Origin of the sequence: Priestia sp. YIM B13491, from assembly GCF_042787605.1 — a bacterium.
Classification (GTDB): domain Bacteria; phylum Bacillota; class Bacilli; order Bacillales; family Bacillaceae_H; genus Priestia; species Priestia megaterium_E.
This window is the reverse complement of record NZ_JBHZOR010000004.1, coordinates 402075-416871: the sequence shown is the minus strand read 5'-3', so window position 1 is coordinate 416871 and position 14797 is coordinate 402075. Positions and strand designations below refer to the sequence as shown.

Here is a 14797-nt window from a genome sequence, read left to right as displayed (position 1 = left end):
TAATATTATAGTATGTTTTTTGGAAAAAACAAGTACTTTTTTTACTTTTGTTACAAATAGATGACAAAAAAGTGTTTAATAGCTTTATAGATGAAATGCAAATAACTGTAAACAAATTGCGCGGGCTGCCTTCGTTAGAAGCCAAAGTACTCCTTTAAATCAGCACCTCATTTTGTTTTTCTTACCCAGGTGCCTCTAGTTATTACCATAATAATGTTTTATAATGTTTATAATTAATTTTTTTAATATAAAAGGAGCCATACTCTATGTACTATGATGCGTTAAAGACGTTTGTTTCTGTTGTAGAAGAGCAAAGCTTTACAAAAGCTGCGGAAAAGTTAATGATTTCACAGCCAAGCGTAAGCGTACACATCAAAAATCTTGAAAAAGAATTTCAAACTTCCCTGTTCCTGCGTTCACCTAAAATGTTAAAAATCACACCCAGCGGCGAAATTTTATACGATCGTGCTAAACAAATGATTCAGATATATGAGCATACGAAACGAGATATTTATGAACACCATCACCGTGTCAAAGGAATGCTAACGATTGGCGCCAGTTTTACGATTGGCGAATATATTCTTCCTTCATTTTTAGCAAAGCTTCGTGAACAATATCCTGATATTGATGTAGAAGTGACTATCGGTAATACAAAGGAAATCGCTCAGCTTGTTCGTCATTTCAAAGTAGATGTAGGACTTATTGAAGGACACACGGAAGAGTCCGACTTACATATTCAGTCCTTTATGGACGATGAGCTTGCCATCGTTGCGTCAGTGGATCACCCTTTAGCTCAGCTTAAAAAAGTAGAAATTGATGATTTACAAAATCAGCGGTGGGTAGCGCGTGAAAAAGGCTCTGGAACAAGAGAATATTTAGATCACGTTTTAATGTCCAACGGTTTAAAAATGAAAAGCATGCTAACGATCAGCAGCAATCAAGGAATTAAAGAAGCAATTGTTCATAATTTAGGAATGTCTGTGCTGTCGCTTTGTGCTATTAAAGAAGATGTAGCACAAAAGCACCTATCGATTCTCAACGTTAACACCGCTCCTTTTAAGCGCCGTTTTTCTTATATCTATCCTGCTAACAGCGCTCATAAAAAAGTGGCGGAGCTTTTTATTCAGCTTTTAAACTAAAAAAAGACTTTCCACACTGAGTGGAAAGTCTTTTTTAGTAAATAGCCATACATGTCTTTACATTCTTTTTTAGTGAACATGCGTCTGCTGAGCCGGCATTTTTGATAAGCGAACAGCTAAGAAAAAGGCTGTTGTAAGAAACACACCAATTAAAGCAATCACACCTTTCCAGCCGTACGCACTCCAGCATAATCCAGCCACCGTCCCTCCAATGCTTGATCCTGCATAGTAAAAAAACAAATACAAAGACGAAGCCTGAGCTTTGTCATGCGTTGCTCTTCTTCCTACCCAGCTGCTTGCGATGGAGTGACTTCCGAAAAAGCCAAAGGTCAGCAGCAAAAGCCCGGTAATTTTTATCCATAAAATCGGATGCAGCGTAACGATTGAACCTATAAGCGTAACAGCAATCGTACATAACAGCACTTTCTTCCGGCCATATCGATCCGCCAGCGTCCCCATCCAGACTGAGCTGAATACTCCAACAAAGAAAATAACAAAAATAAAACTTACAAGCGTATGATTCCAAGAATACGGAGGAGCGGATAAAGCGTATCCAATATAATTGTATAAAGCTGCGTTACTTCCAAGCAGTGCAAAACCAATAGCAAAAAGACAAAGCATCCCTTTATCTTGAAGATGACTCCGAAGAGAACCGGTAAGCTGCCTAAGTTCAAATGACCGAGAAGTAAAGTTCTGTGAATCAGGCAAGTTCATAAAAAAAACAAATGTGGCCAATAAGCTGATTGCGCTTACAACATCAAGAGCTACCGACCAGTTAAAATATTCCGTGAGCACCCCTGTCATAAGCCTTCCCGCTACACCTCCAAAGGCGTTTCCGCTTATATAAATCCCCATCGCTTTTCCTAAACTCCCTGGTTCAATTTCTTCTCCTAAGTAAGCCATGGCCACAGAAGGAAGCCCTGCTAAAACGATTCCTTGAATGACGCGAAAGACTAACAGCGTTTCAAAGGTAGAGCTAAATGCTGTCATGATGCATAGCAATGACGCAAAAATTAACGATAGACCCATCAGTTTCTTTCGTCCCCACACTTCTGATAAAGAACCTAAAAAAAGCATGCTAACGGCTAGAGTGATGGTTGTTAACGAAAGAGATAAGCTGGCAAACGCCGGAGATATCCCGAATTCTCTAGAAAATTCGGGTAAAATGGCCTGTGTACAATATAAAATCGAAAATGTGTTAAAGCCTGCTGCAAAAAGCGCAACATTTGTTTTGCGAAAAGCTGATGTTCCAATTACGGTATAACTCACAGTTGGTCACTTCCTTTTTTCTCTAAAAAAAGCATATCACGGTTTTTTTATTCTGTATAATTCATTATGTAAATCGTTTTCATACATTTCAGTAATGAGTGAAGTAAAAATAGGAATGGACAAAAGCCGGAGTATTTTCAACCGACTGTATGCAAGACTGTTATGCTTTCTCGTTTTACGTACACATAAAAAAAGTCGAGCCAGTTTTTCATGGCTCAACTTTTTTAATCTAATACATAAGATGCTAATACTTTTTGCACGTCGTAAATGCTTTTATCTTTACGGAATTCTTTTGAAATCGGCGCGCTAGAACCCGATACCCAGATATTTAATTCCGCATCTAAATCGAACGTTCCAGCAGTTTCTACGCTAAAATGGGTAATCGTCTTATAAGGAATGGAATGATAATCTGTTTTCTTTCCCGTCACTCCTTGCTTATCAACGATAATTAAGCGTTTCGTCGTAAACACCATCAAATCGCGAATGACTTTATATGCTTGTTCCACTCGCTCGTTGGCAATTAAAATGTTTTGTAAATCTTTTTCAGTTCCTCTTATATCTGCTTCTGATGCATTTCCTAATAGTCCATCTAATATACCCATGCTTATCACTCCTTTATATCTACACTACCGCATTTTGTTCTGTCTGGAAACCCAAAACGTTTTTTTAATGAATTAATTTACTTTCACGCGCTTTTTTTGTTAATTTTGCGCTCGTTTTACTAAGAGGCTTATGAAGAAAAATGCCAACCAGCAGCACGCCAAGCCAAATGCAAAGTAAAACGGTAACATCTTTTCTTACAATATCCGCTAACATGCCTCCTACCACTTCTCTCATCATGCTTATTGCGTAGGTAAATGGCAAAAATGGATTGAGTGCTTGAAAAAAAGCAGGCACGACTTGAATCGGAAATGTACCGCCTGCAGCGGAAAGCTGAAGTACAAGCAAAACAATCGCCATCGCTTTTCCTGCATTGCCAAATATCGCTACAAGCGTATAGACAATCGTCATAAACACGAAGCTGCACAGCAAGCCTAAAAAAATAAAAGGCACTTTATCTACGACGTACGTGTTGATTAAAAATAAATCGCCTAGCGTCACAATAAAAGCTTGCACAAGAGCAATAGACAAAAATGTTAAAAGTCTTCCAAGATAGACTTCATAGCTTTTAAACCGCTCTTCATCCGCTACTTCTACGCTTAAAATTGAAACTAACAGCAAAGCTCCGACCCACAAGCAAAGCGTTGTATAAAACGGAGACATAGCTGAGCCGTAGTTCGGAATCGGGTAAAGTCTTTCTTCTTTTAAAAGAACCGGCTTAGCAAAAAAGTCACTTTCTTTTTGCACGTCGTTTTTTAGCAAATTAATAATATCTTCAATGTTTTCTTTTTGCTGAAATTCTCGTATTTTATCCGCTATATTGTGCACATTTTGTTCAATTCGCGGAAAATCTTTTGCTATTTTCCCAAGCTCCTGCTGTCCAAGCAAGATGCCACTCGCTGTTTTAGACAGGACGTTAGAAACATCCGGTATGCTTTTGTTAGCTTCATCAAGCAGTGAGTTTGCGCTTGCCGTTTTATCTTTCGCTTCTTTGATTGCTTGTTCAACAGCAGGCACAATCGTAGAAGAATATGAGTTCGTTAACGCATTTAATCTGGAAACAGCTTGATCGGTGCGAGAGCTGAACTTATCAAGTACGCTTTGATTTGGAACATCCCCATTCTTTGTTTGCTGATGCAGACTGTTTACATCCGAAAGCTGCTGCTGTAAAAGCGTATTTACATCTTTTACGTCATTAATAACAGGTGAAAGAACTTTTTGTTGAGATAACGCATTTAAATCTGTAAGAAGTGTAAGAATCTCTCCTGTGTCAGCAATTTGTTTTGTTAACTGCCCTTTTAGCTGTTCTGCTGCTGCGCTGACTTCAGCCGGTGCTATATCTTTTTCCATCAGCTGATTCTTCAATTCTTGAACTCGGAGAGCTCGTTGCTGAACCCGCTGCAGCGTTTCGTTGATCGTTGGTTCAGCGTTTTTTAAAATTTCATCGCTTTTAGTTAAAAAAGTGTTTAGCTGCTGAGTCATCTGTGCGCCGTCAGCTGTTAGTCTCTCTACTTCAGGAAGAGCGGCCTGGGCTTTTGATACAATGGCTCCAGCTTTTTGAGTGGTGTCATTCGCTTCATTAATTACTTTTTTGATTTCAGGAAGACGATTTTCAAGTTCAAAAATCCGTTGTTCAACTTGTTGAATGGTCGGCAAATCTCGCTGCAGTGTAATACCTAGTTCGTTAAACACTGAAAAAATGGCTCCATTCGCTGTTTTGACGAATTTTTCACTGATCTGTTGTGTTAAGCTGCTGGCTCCTTTACTTGTAATTTTAGGCGCCACTGCGTTTATTTTTTCGTTCACTTTGTAAATAATGACCGGTTTTTCCAAACGATCTTGAAGAACGGTACCAAGCTTTTGTGAAAAATCTTTTGGAATAACAATACTTGCATAATAGTCACCGTGCTTTACTCCGTGATCAGCTTTTTCTTTTGAGACAAACGTCCATCCAAGCGTTTTATTTTTTTTTAACGTTGCAATAATATCTTTTCCCACGTTCACGTGCTGACCTCTTATCGTAGAACCTTCATCTTCGCTCGTTACTGCAATGGCAATACCTTCAGTCCGCCCGTATGGGTCCCAAGATGCTTTTATATTAAACCATGCGTAAAAAGACGGCAAAATCATAAGCGTCAGCACAATGATAATCATCGCCCAATTGGTGAAAATTCTTTTTAAATCCCGCGTATAAATATAAACAGTATTTTTCATATGTCCCACCCAGTTTTATTGTTACAAGTTAGCTTATCCATGTTCGAAGAAACATATTTCTGATACTATAGAAAAAGTTAGATATGGTTTTACTAGAAAGGATGATGAATATGACAGAAAGACTTTATTATAGCAATCCCTACATAAACACATGGGAAACTGAAATGATAGAGACGCGCTCTCTTTCGAATGGCTACGCATTAACGTTAAAACAAACCGCTTTTTATCCAGAAGGAGGCGGGCAGCCTTCTGACTACGGTACTATTGCCGGAATCGACGTAAAAGATGTTTACGAAGAAAATGGAGAAGTCTATCATCTCGTCGATACACTGCCTGCACAAGCGAACGTCACGTGTGAAATTGACTGGCATCGCCGCTTTGATCATATGCAGCAGCACAGCGGACAGCACTTACTTTCGGCTCTATTAATCGATACATATGATATTCACACCGTTAGCTTTCATTTAGGAAGCGAAGCAATCTCTATCGATCTAAATGTACCTCAGTTATCTCACGAGCAGTTATTACACATTGAAAAAGTTGTAAATGACGCTATTTACAGCAACCGTCACATTAAAACGTACGATGTGAAAAAAGAAGATCTGCATACCCTTGCGCTTCGCAAAGTACCCGACCTAGAAGACGAAGTGGTACGCATTGTGGAAATTGACGGCATTGATGTTTCTGCCTGCTGCGGTACGCATGTGAACCAAATTGGAGAGCTTGGCCTTATTAAACTTACGAAAACAGAAAAGCAGCGCGGCAATACACGCCTCTTTTTCAAATGCGGTATGCGTGCATTAGCTGATTATCAGCAGTCTCAAGAAATCGTAGCAGAAATTAGCAATAAATTCAGTACAAGCCGTGAATTAGTTGTAGAACGCATTAAAAAATTGGAGACTGAACAAAAAGAGCTGCAAAAACAACTAGAAGAATTAAAAAATGAAAATGCAGCTTATTTAGCAAGTGATTTAGAAGCCAAAAAAGAAGGTTCATTTCTGTACCATCACTTTGAAAACCGCACATTAAAAGATGTGCAAGCTTTGACAAAGCAGCTGCTTCAAACACCTGATACGACGCTTCTTTTTGCTTTTTCAAGTGATCAAAAAGTCTTGCTGGCTCACAGCGGCAGTGAGGTAAAATGCGGAGAACTTTATAAAGAATTGCTTCCGCTTTACGATGGAAAAGGCGGCGGCGGACCAAAACAAGCTCAAGCCAGCTTTTCATCTTCTGAAAATATGAACGCATTTATTAGCGCGGTAAAAGAAAAAATAACTGGAGCATAACAAAAAGCCTGTCTTTAAAAAGACAGGCTTTTTCCACTCAATCAGCTTACTAAATAGCCAATTAATAATCCAATTGACAAAGTAAATCCAAAAAACGTATTGGTTTGCGCAGTTGCTTTCATTGCAATAAGCTCTCCGCGTACAAATGCCTGTACGGCTTGAATTGGCTTAGGTGCACTAAGAAACACTAAGAAAATCCAAGGGCTAATATCGAAGAATACCACTAATGCAACAGTCCAAATATACGCAATGCCAAACAAAGCAGCTAAAAATCTAATCGCATTTTTAGAACCTAATAAAATGGCTAGCGTACGACGTCCGCCTTTTGTATCTTCTTCTATATCACGAATGTTGTTAGACAAATTAATCGCACCTACTAAAATCGCAATCGGAAGTGATACAAAGATGCTTTCAGACGTTACGGTATTTGTTTGAATAAAAAATGAAATCAATACGAACATCGCGCCCATACAAAGACCTGAAAATAATTCTCCAAACGGCGTATACGCAATCGGAAGCGGTCCGCCCGTATACAAATAACCAATCGCCATACCTACTAATCCAACTAAAGCAAGCCACCAGCTGCTGTTTGCACATATATATACACCTAAAATAAGAGCAATTCCATAAGAAATCAGTGCTAAATTTAATACCGTTTTCGGTTTCATGCCGTGTCTGACGATGGCTCCTCCGATACCTACGGAGTCTTCTGTATCTAACCCGCGTTTAAAATCATAGTACTCGTTAAATAAGTTCGTCGCAATTTGAATCCACAAACATGAAAAAAGCATCGCAAGAAACATCCAAACATTCACATGGCCATAAAACATGGCTAGAACTGTTCCAATTAAAACCGGTACAAACGATGCTGTTAGCGTATGAGGACGAGTTAATTGCCACAAAATCTTCCCTTTACTGTACTGCTCGACTGCAGCTTTGTTTTCTTTGTTATGACTTGTCATCATCCTCTTCCCTTCTATTACGAACCGTATCTCTATTTAAAAGTGCTGCTTTTAACATAATGAATGATAGCAAACTTACTCTAATACAATACACGTCCGCCCAACAAAAAAATCACGGAACTCTTTAAAATATAAGTTCCACTCTATATCATAATAATTTATTGCTCTTTTTACAAGATGACCGCTTATACATTTCCGATTTTTTTCTACAAAAATCTGCTTTGACGCAGAAATTTATAGGAAAAAGATGAAAAGCTTATACGAATAGTGAGGTTGAAACTTAACTAAATCAATCTCATCTAAAGATGAACAAATGGAATAAATGATTTAGTATGGGGTGCTTGGTACACCGCTGTTGATTTCCGTGCATGGCTTCGCTTTCCCCGGGCGGCCGCTGAGCCTCCTCGTCGCTTACGCTTCTGCGGGGTCTCATCTGTTCCGCTTTTTCCGCAGGAGTCTTCGCCTTGCCCTCCAATCAACAGCTGGAAGCAGCGAAACACATGAAACCTATGTTCACCATCAGAATAAAAAGATCCGAACGCTTTATCATTCGGATCTTTCTTCAACTAACATAATTTTGTACAAGCCTCTTTTTTATCACTACATCTTAGTAATTAAAATCTTCGTCTCCGTGTCTTCTGCGGAATCTTTTATGAAAACACGAATCGCATATGGCATGATCATGATTCCAAGGAAGGTCTTTAGAACACGCACTGCACGTTCTTTTAAATTTTTTCATATCTTTTCTTAATACGTTATGGATTTTATCTGTAAGCTCTTCTCGGACACGCTCCCAGTAAATAGCCTCTGGCCTTCTGTCCATTCGATATAGAAATAAAAGATGCAGGCCAATCGCTTTATAAGACAGCTCTAACTTTTCCAGTGAACCTTCTATCATCCTTGGTTCAGGTAACTCTTCTCTGTTAACAATCGCATTCATGCTGGCAACCCACTGCTTTTTCAAAGAGCTTTCTTTGGCTGAAAAAGGCAGCTGTAAGTAGCCATATAAATCAACAATTGGCATTTTCGCTTCAATCAGCGTGTCTTTCACTTCCTCATAAAGTTCACGTTCTTGTGCCAAATTTGATTTTTGTGTCCCTTTTGGATTTTTAAATTTAGCCCACATATCAAAAAACGTTCCGAGGTCATGATGATATTCTTTAAATCTTCTTAGCATATCTGAAGTAGGCGCGATTGAAAATTTACTGATTTGCTCGTCTGTTGAAAATAACAGTTCTCTCATTTGCTTTGCATCTTTAGCAAATGCAACTTCTCCAACATTGTAGAGGCCCTTCCTTCCAGCACGACCTGCAATCTGCTTTAACTCTTGAGAAGTCAACAATCTCCGTTTTTGCCCGTCAAATTTCATGTTTTCTAAAAGGACAATTCGTCTAATTGGAAGGTTTAACCCCATTCCAATCGCATCTGTAGACACAATGACAGTTGTTTCTCTATTAATGAACTGCTCAATTTGTTTTCTTCTTGTTTCAGGCGGCATACTTCCATAAATCACGCTCACTTTATGACCATCTTTTTCTAGCTTAGCCGCTGTCTGGAGCACTTTTTTACGCGAGAAAACAATTAAAGCATCTGCGGGTTTCACTTGTTCAATTTTGAACTTTCGAAGATCTACTTTTAAAGGTATATCTCTTTCGTACTCATGAATTTCTGAGATCACACCGTCTAACATCTCTTCTAACATACTTCGAATGCTTAAACTCCCGATCACATGAACTTGTTTGGCATTAGCTCGGGTGATGGCTTTATACCATGAAAACCCCCGGTCTCGGTCTTGAATCATCTGTGCTTCATCAATTACCGTTACATCGCCAGGTTCTAATTCGCTAAACATTTCTACGGTGCCGGCCATATGCTGAGCGTCTTCAACAATCTTTTCTTCTTCACCTGTTTTTAACGAACAAGCAACTCCGTCTTTGTTCAGCTTTTCAAAAACTTCTAAAGCTAACAAGCGAAGCGGCGCTAAGTAACTACCCGAAGCAGCTTTTTTTAATGACTTTAATGCCGTATACGTTTTTCCTGTGTTTGTATCACCGAGATGAAGAATGTATTCCGTTTCTTTTCTTGGATCCATTTCGTATTCTGCACCAAAAATATAATTTAACTGTCGCTGTTCTTCTTCAATCAGCTTTTTCTTTTCTTCACGTTCACGTTCTTGTTGTAATCTTCTTTCTTCCAGCTGCTGTTGATATCGCTCTTGATGTTCTTCAATCGTTAAGTTGTGATCTGAAACTTCTAGTACATCGGAAAGCTTTTCTTCTACGAGCATTTTTTTATATTCATAGACCAAATCCGATAAATCACTTCTAAGTGCCTTTATAATATCCATTCTTGTTACTGAAGCATTTGTATAAGATTTATATTCTTCTTTAAATGAAACAGGAAGGTCATCCATGATCGTAGTCGGAATGATTTCATAAATCTTATCGGTGATAAATACCTCGTATACATCTTCATACGTTTCAAACAAGATAATCATTGAGTATCTGTCTAATTCTGAGCTTACGCCGCCGGTGAGCTCTTGAAAAAAGTCATGAACCGTTTCATAATCATGACGTGTTAAATCGCCGTTTTCTATTAATTCATCTTCAAGTTCAGTATGGGGCGCATAATTTTCAATATACTTTGAGTTTGTTTTAATGTCTTTTGACAGCTGATGGGAAAGCTGTTCTCTTATATGTAGGTAATACAGCTCTTTGTTTACTTCCAAAATAGGAGCTGCTTCTAAGTTTAACTGTAATTGATATCTGGCTTTTCGATCATTAATACTTTGCTGTCTTTCTTTCTCTTTTCTTTCTTCTTCTTTTTCGGCAAATTCAGCCCTTGCTTCTCCGTATAGAGATAGCCACTCCGCTTTATTGCCCTTTCCGTACTGCTCTTTTAACCAAGAAAAAGCATCAAACTCCATACCTTTTCTCGTTTCTTTAGCAAATAACTTATCGATAGCTTGAGGTTTATACCCTTTTACCTCAAAGCCTTTCTCTGTTAAATATGACTTTCTGCTTTTTTTAGATACAGAAGAAACAACTGCTTTTCTCCACGTAGTTCCCCAGGCCTTTTTAATAAAAGAGTGCCTGTCTGTTAAATAAGTCTCAAAATCCGGACATTCGTCTTGTTCACCTAACACGCTTTTTATATCCTGTAGTAATGTATGTTTAGTTTTTTCAATGGCCCTGCTTTGAATAGCCTCTAATTCGAGCATAAAATTCTCCTTTGGAAAGTTTTCCTACATTTATTATAGGAAAGACCCCTGACAGAATCAAATACATGTTATTACTTTATTTTTAGCTAGATCCAGAACCTCTCTTCTTCCTGCTTTTGCTTATTTCTTAACTATTTTTAACGAAAAAAGCTCCTTTAAACAGGAGCTTTTTAATTTTTTTGATAATTCAGTCTATTTTAAGTGTATATCAAGCATTTTTGTCGATTCCTTTTGAGTAAGAGATTGAAAGCTGTGAAAGTTTGGTTAACAATACATGCAAAACACCTGTAAATAAAAAAGCTAAGATCGTTGCACCTGTGGCTAGCGGGTGAACGTACGTAAAATAGTAGGCAAATACAGCCCCCACTATGTAAGATACATACACATGAAGGTTAAAGCCTTTTGTATACCAGTACAGTTTATTTTCTTTTTCTAAAATAGCTGAAACGTCATAGTGTTTTCGGCGAATGATATAATAATCAACAAGAACAATCGCAATAATAGGAATAAATAATACACCGATCATAAGCAAAAAGCTTTGAAAATTTGTCATCAACCACTCTTTTAATAAAGAACCTAGGACTGTGACAACTCCCATGGTTAGTGCCGGTATCCAGAACCTCTGCTTTGGAAAAATAGATAAATAAGACATTGTCGCGCTATACAATACCATTACGTTGGTTGACAGCACCGATAAAAAAATTACGATGGCAGCTACTAACCCTAACAGCGGACTATATGCGCCAATTAAATTTACCGGGTCATACGTTTGCGTCATATTTCCGAGAATTGAAAAACCAGAAACCGTTGCGCCTAATCCCATCGCAATCAAAGTCGCAACGTTATAGCCTAAATAAGTGCCAGCAATGCCCGTTTTTTCAGATTTACAGTTTCGGTTATAATCGCAAACAATAGGAATCCACGTAAAAGCTGTAGCTACTACAATATCAAAAGCTAACATTCCTGTAATACCAGGATTTTCGCTTGCTTTCATTTGAATTAATTTTGCTGCATCAAATTCGATAAACAAATAGCTAAACACAACGGTTGCTAAAATGACCATAAGCGTAGCTACTAATTTTTCCGTTGCTTCAATACCTTTATGTCCGTATATAGAAATAGCTACTACCAATACTTGAGTAAGAATTGTAAATAGATTGATATTGCTGTAACCGGTCAAAAAAGTAACGGCATGATTTAAACTTAGCCCTGCCATGTAGGCTTGAATCCAGGCCCAGCCGATCAATGTAATAAGATTCACAGCAGCAGGAAGCATAGCTCCTCTTTGTCCAAAAGCTGGTCTCATCAAAACCATGGTTGGAAGACCAGTGCGAGTTCCGATATTCCCCATCAACACGAGCGGTATCGCACCAACTAAAGAGCCAAGCACAATAATAAATAATGCCTTTAAAAAGGTCATATCAGGTACAAACAGCATTCCGGTAAAAACGGTCGTTACTACCACATTGGCTCCTATCCACATGGAAAATGTAGAGAAGAAGCCCATACTTCTTTTATTCATTGCAATCGGCTGCACATCATCATGGGCGAGACCACTTTTTGTTGTCATTCCTATTCCACCTTTTACTTTTATTGATACCAATTGGATCGAGCTAGCTTGGAATTTGTATTTACATGTTTTGTTTCAGTAAAAGCAGCTAATCCTGATGGACCTAACTCCCGCCCAATGCCGCTCTCTTTAAAACCGCCCCACGCCGTTTCAATATGAGGCGTATGGTAGCCGTTGATCCAAATCGTTCCCGCTTGAAGATGTTCAGCAACTCGCTCTGCTTTCATTACATCATTCGTTAAAATTCCTGCAGCTAAACCAAACCTCGTGCCGTTGGCAAGTGCTATGGCTTCTTCTTCACTTGAAAAAGATTGAACGGTAATGACGGGACCAAATATTTCTTCTTGGACGACTTTCATATGCTGCTCCACATCAACGAGCACTGCCGGCTTTATATAGTTTCCACCTTCGCAGTCAATTAACGTTCCTCCTGTTAATAACTTCGCGCCTTCTTCTTGACCTAGCTTGATAAAACCCTGTATTTTGTTCAGATGCTCCTTGCTAATAACCGGACCCATTTCCGTTTCTTCTCTTAAGGGGTTACCAATTTTTATAGCAGCAACAGTCTCCGTAAGAGTAGAAAGAAACGCCTTATAAATAGATTCATGTACGAGTATACGCGATGAAGCTACACACACTTGTCCTTGGTTAAAAAATGAGCCAAACATTGTCCAGTCTACTGCAATATCAATTTCACTGTCTTCAAAAATAAGAAGCGGAGATTTCCCTCCCAGTTCAAGCGAAACTCTTTTCATCTCTTTTGCGCACTGTTGATAAATACGTTTGCCTGTTTCTGATCCTCCTGTAAAAGAGACTTTGGCTACATCTTTGTGTTCAACAAGGGCACTTCCCACTTTACCGTCTCCTGTAAGTAAATTAAACACGCCTTCTGGTATACCAGCTTTTTCACATAGTGAAGCTAACTTTAAAAAAGAAAGCGGCGTTAATTCTGACGGCTTAAACACTACCGTATTTCCAGCTGCTAAGGCAGGAGCCAACTTCCACATACCAAGCAGCAAAGGGAAATTCCAAGGAACAATCAGCGCGCATACGCCGATAGGTTCTTGAATGATTTTACTGTTTGTATCGTCGAACATGTCCTTTGTCCACGGCTGGTTTTCTTCTATTAAATTTGCGTAATATCTTAAACAATTAATCGTATCTTCAACATCTAACTGCGCTTCTTTTATCGGTTTGCCAGTATTTAATGTTTCTGTTTCAGCGAATATACTCGCTTCATTTTCTAATAAATTTGCTAGTTTCTTAAGCACCCCTACACGCAGTGATTTATTTTTCTTCCATTCACTCTGTTCAAAAGCCTGCTTTGCTTTACTTACCGCTTCCTCTACTTGTTGAAGCGACGAATCAAATACTTTCGCTATGATCTTATTGGTTGCTGGGTTGAGTATTTCTCTTTTACATGGTTTTGCTTGCTTCTTATCTACTGTTACATTTACTTGCTCGTTCATCGTCCAACACTCCCTATAGAGAACTCTTATATAAAAGTGGGAAGATAATAGTACCTTCCCACTTTTACCGTCTTGCTTATATTCAGTCGCGTGTTTTTACTAACAGCGCTTCTTCTTCTTTTGCTTTTTTTCTTAACGCGATAAGCGTGATAAATTCATAAACAATGTTCGAGGCCGCTGCTGCTGTAATTTGTCCATGGTCATAAGCTGGCAGTACTTCTACTAAATCAAATCCGACAAAATCAATATTTGTTAACCCACGAACGAATTGAAGCGCATCGTCAATACTTGCACCCGATACTTCAGGCGTTCCTGTTCCCGGTGCGTAAACTGGATCTAAAAAGTCAATGTCAAACGACAAAAATACGGGTCCTTCCCCTACACGCTCATGAATAATTTCTAGCATTCTTTCAACGCCGAGTTTTTTATATTCATTTGTCGTATACAGAGCTAGACCTAAGTTCTTTGCATCTTCTAAATCTTCAATGCCGTACAGACCGCCTCGCATACCAATTTGAATCGAACGCGACACGTCGATTAACCCTTCTTCAATTGCTCGTCTGAACACGGTACCGTGATTGTATTTTTGTTCAAAATAGCTATCCCACGTATCAGAATGAGCATCAAACTGTAAAAGCGCTACCGGTCCGTGTTTTTTTGCAATCGCACGAAGTTCACCAAGGGTCATCGAATGATCACCGCCTAGTGAAATAGGAATAATCCCTTCATTCACAACCGGCGTTAACCCTTCTTCAATTTTTTTATATGTTTCTAAAATATATCCGGGAACCACTGATAAATCGCCGTAGTCCACGCCCGAGATGTAATCAAAAATATTAATCTTTTGTTCTGGGTTATACGGACGAAGCAAAATGGAGAAATCTCGAATAGCTTCCGGCCCAAAACGTGCTCCTGTTCGAAAAGACTGCCCTGAATCAAATGGAATACCCGTCACAATAAAATCCATATCTGCATTTACTTGTTCTACATACGGAAGTCTCATAAACGTTCGAGGTCCGCAAAAACGCGGAGATTCAAATGAATTTTTCGGCTGATATTTTGGCATGA

The 14797-nt window shown here is 38.8% G+C and carries 11 protein-coding genes; 2 read left to right on the top strand and 9 right to left on the bottom strand.

Going from position 1 to position 14797, the window contains the following annotated elements; translation table 11 throughout:
* Positions 1 to 266 precede the first annotated feature (266 nt).
* A complete protein-coding gene (locus ACFX4E_RS17070; RefSeq protein ID WP_028408587.1) occupies positions 267 to 1139 on the top strand; it encodes a selenium metabolism-associated LysR family transcriptional regulator in 873 nt (290 codons plus the stop codon).
* A gap of 69 nt (positions 1140 to 1208) precedes the next feature.
* Here ACFX4E_RS17070 and ACFX4E_RS17065 read toward each other — a convergent pair whose 3' ends face one another.
* The 3 genes from ACFX4E_RS17065 to ACFX4E_RS17055 form a co-directional block, all read right to left on the bottom strand.
* On the bottom strand, positions 1209 to 2408 hold the full coding sequence (locus ACFX4E_RS17065; RefSeq protein ID WP_377237962.1) for an MFS transporter: 1200 nt from the start codon (positions 2406 to 2408) through the stop codon (positions 1209 to 1211).
* Positions 2409 to 2632: 224 nt separating this feature from the next.
* Positions 2633 to 3010: a PH domain-containing protein gene (locus ACFX4E_RS17060; RefSeq protein ID WP_014460184.1), complete on the bottom strand. Its 378-nt coding sequence runs from the start codon at positions 3008 to 3010 to the stop codon at positions 2633 to 2635.
* Between the two features lie 64 nt (positions 3011 to 3074).
* On the bottom strand, positions 3075 to 5222 hold the full coding sequence (locus tag ACFX4E_RS17055; RefSeq protein WP_377237963.1) for a YhgE/Pip family protein: 2148 nt from the start codon (positions 5220 to 5222) through the stop codon (positions 3075 to 3077).
* Between the two features lie 110 nt (positions 5223 to 5332).
* Here ACFX4E_RS17055 and ACFX4E_RS17050 point away from each other — a divergent pair, with 110 nt between their 5' ends.
* The gene (locus tag ACFX4E_RS17050) at positions 5333 to 6508 is read left to right on the top strand and encodes a DHHA1 domain-containing protein (RefSeq protein ID WP_377258616.1); all 1176 of its coding nucleotides are present in this window, start codon (positions 5333 to 5335) and stop codon (positions 6506 to 6508) included.
* A 41-nt stretch (positions 6509 to 6549) separates the two neighbouring features.
* On the opposite strand, the gene ACFX4E_RS17045 is transcribed toward ACFX4E_RS17050, so the two are convergent.
* The 6 genes from ACFX4E_RS17045 to speB all read right to left on the bottom strand — a co-directional run bounded on the left by ACFX4E_RS17045 (position 6550) and on the right by speB (position 14795).
* Positions 6550 to 7470, bottom strand: a complete 921-nt coding sequence (locus ACFX4E_RS17045) for a 1,4-dihydroxy-2-naphthoate polyprenyltransferase (protein WP_025752322.1) — start codon at positions 7468 to 7470, stop codon at positions 6550 to 6552.
* 299 nt (positions 7471 to 7769) lie between these two features.
* A complete protein-coding gene (locus ACFX4E_RS17040; RefSeq protein ID WP_377237965.1) occupies positions 7770 to 8036 on the bottom strand; it encodes a hypothetical protein in 267 nt (88 codons plus the stop codon).
* A gap of 41 nt (positions 8037 to 8077) precedes the next feature.
* On the bottom strand, positions 8078 to 10690 hold the full coding sequence (locus ACFX4E_RS17035; RefSeq protein ID WP_377237966.1) for a helicase-related protein: 2613 nt from the start codon (positions 10688 to 10690) through the stop codon (positions 8078 to 8080).
* 208 nt (positions 10691 to 10898) lie between these two features.
* Positions 10899 to 12260: a purine-cytosine permease family protein gene (locus ACFX4E_RS17030; RefSeq protein WP_377237967.1), complete on the bottom strand. Its 1362-nt coding sequence runs from the start codon at positions 12258 to 12260 to the stop codon at positions 10899 to 10901.
* 20 nt (positions 12261 to 12280) lie between these two features.
* Positions 12281 to 13729 (bottom strand): aldehyde dehydrogenase family protein, encoded by a 1449-nt coding sequence (locus ACFX4E_RS17025; RefSeq protein ID WP_377237968.1) that lies wholly within the window; start codon positions 13727 to 13729, stop codon positions 12281 to 12283.
* 82 nt (positions 13730 to 13811) lie between these two features.
* Positions 13812 to 14795, bottom strand: a complete 984-nt coding sequence (gene speB, locus ACFX4E_RS17020; RefSeq protein WP_098432754.1) for an agmatinase — start codon at positions 14793 to 14795, stop codon at positions 13812 to 13814.
* Between the last annotated feature and the right edge of the window lie 2 nt (positions 14796 to 14797).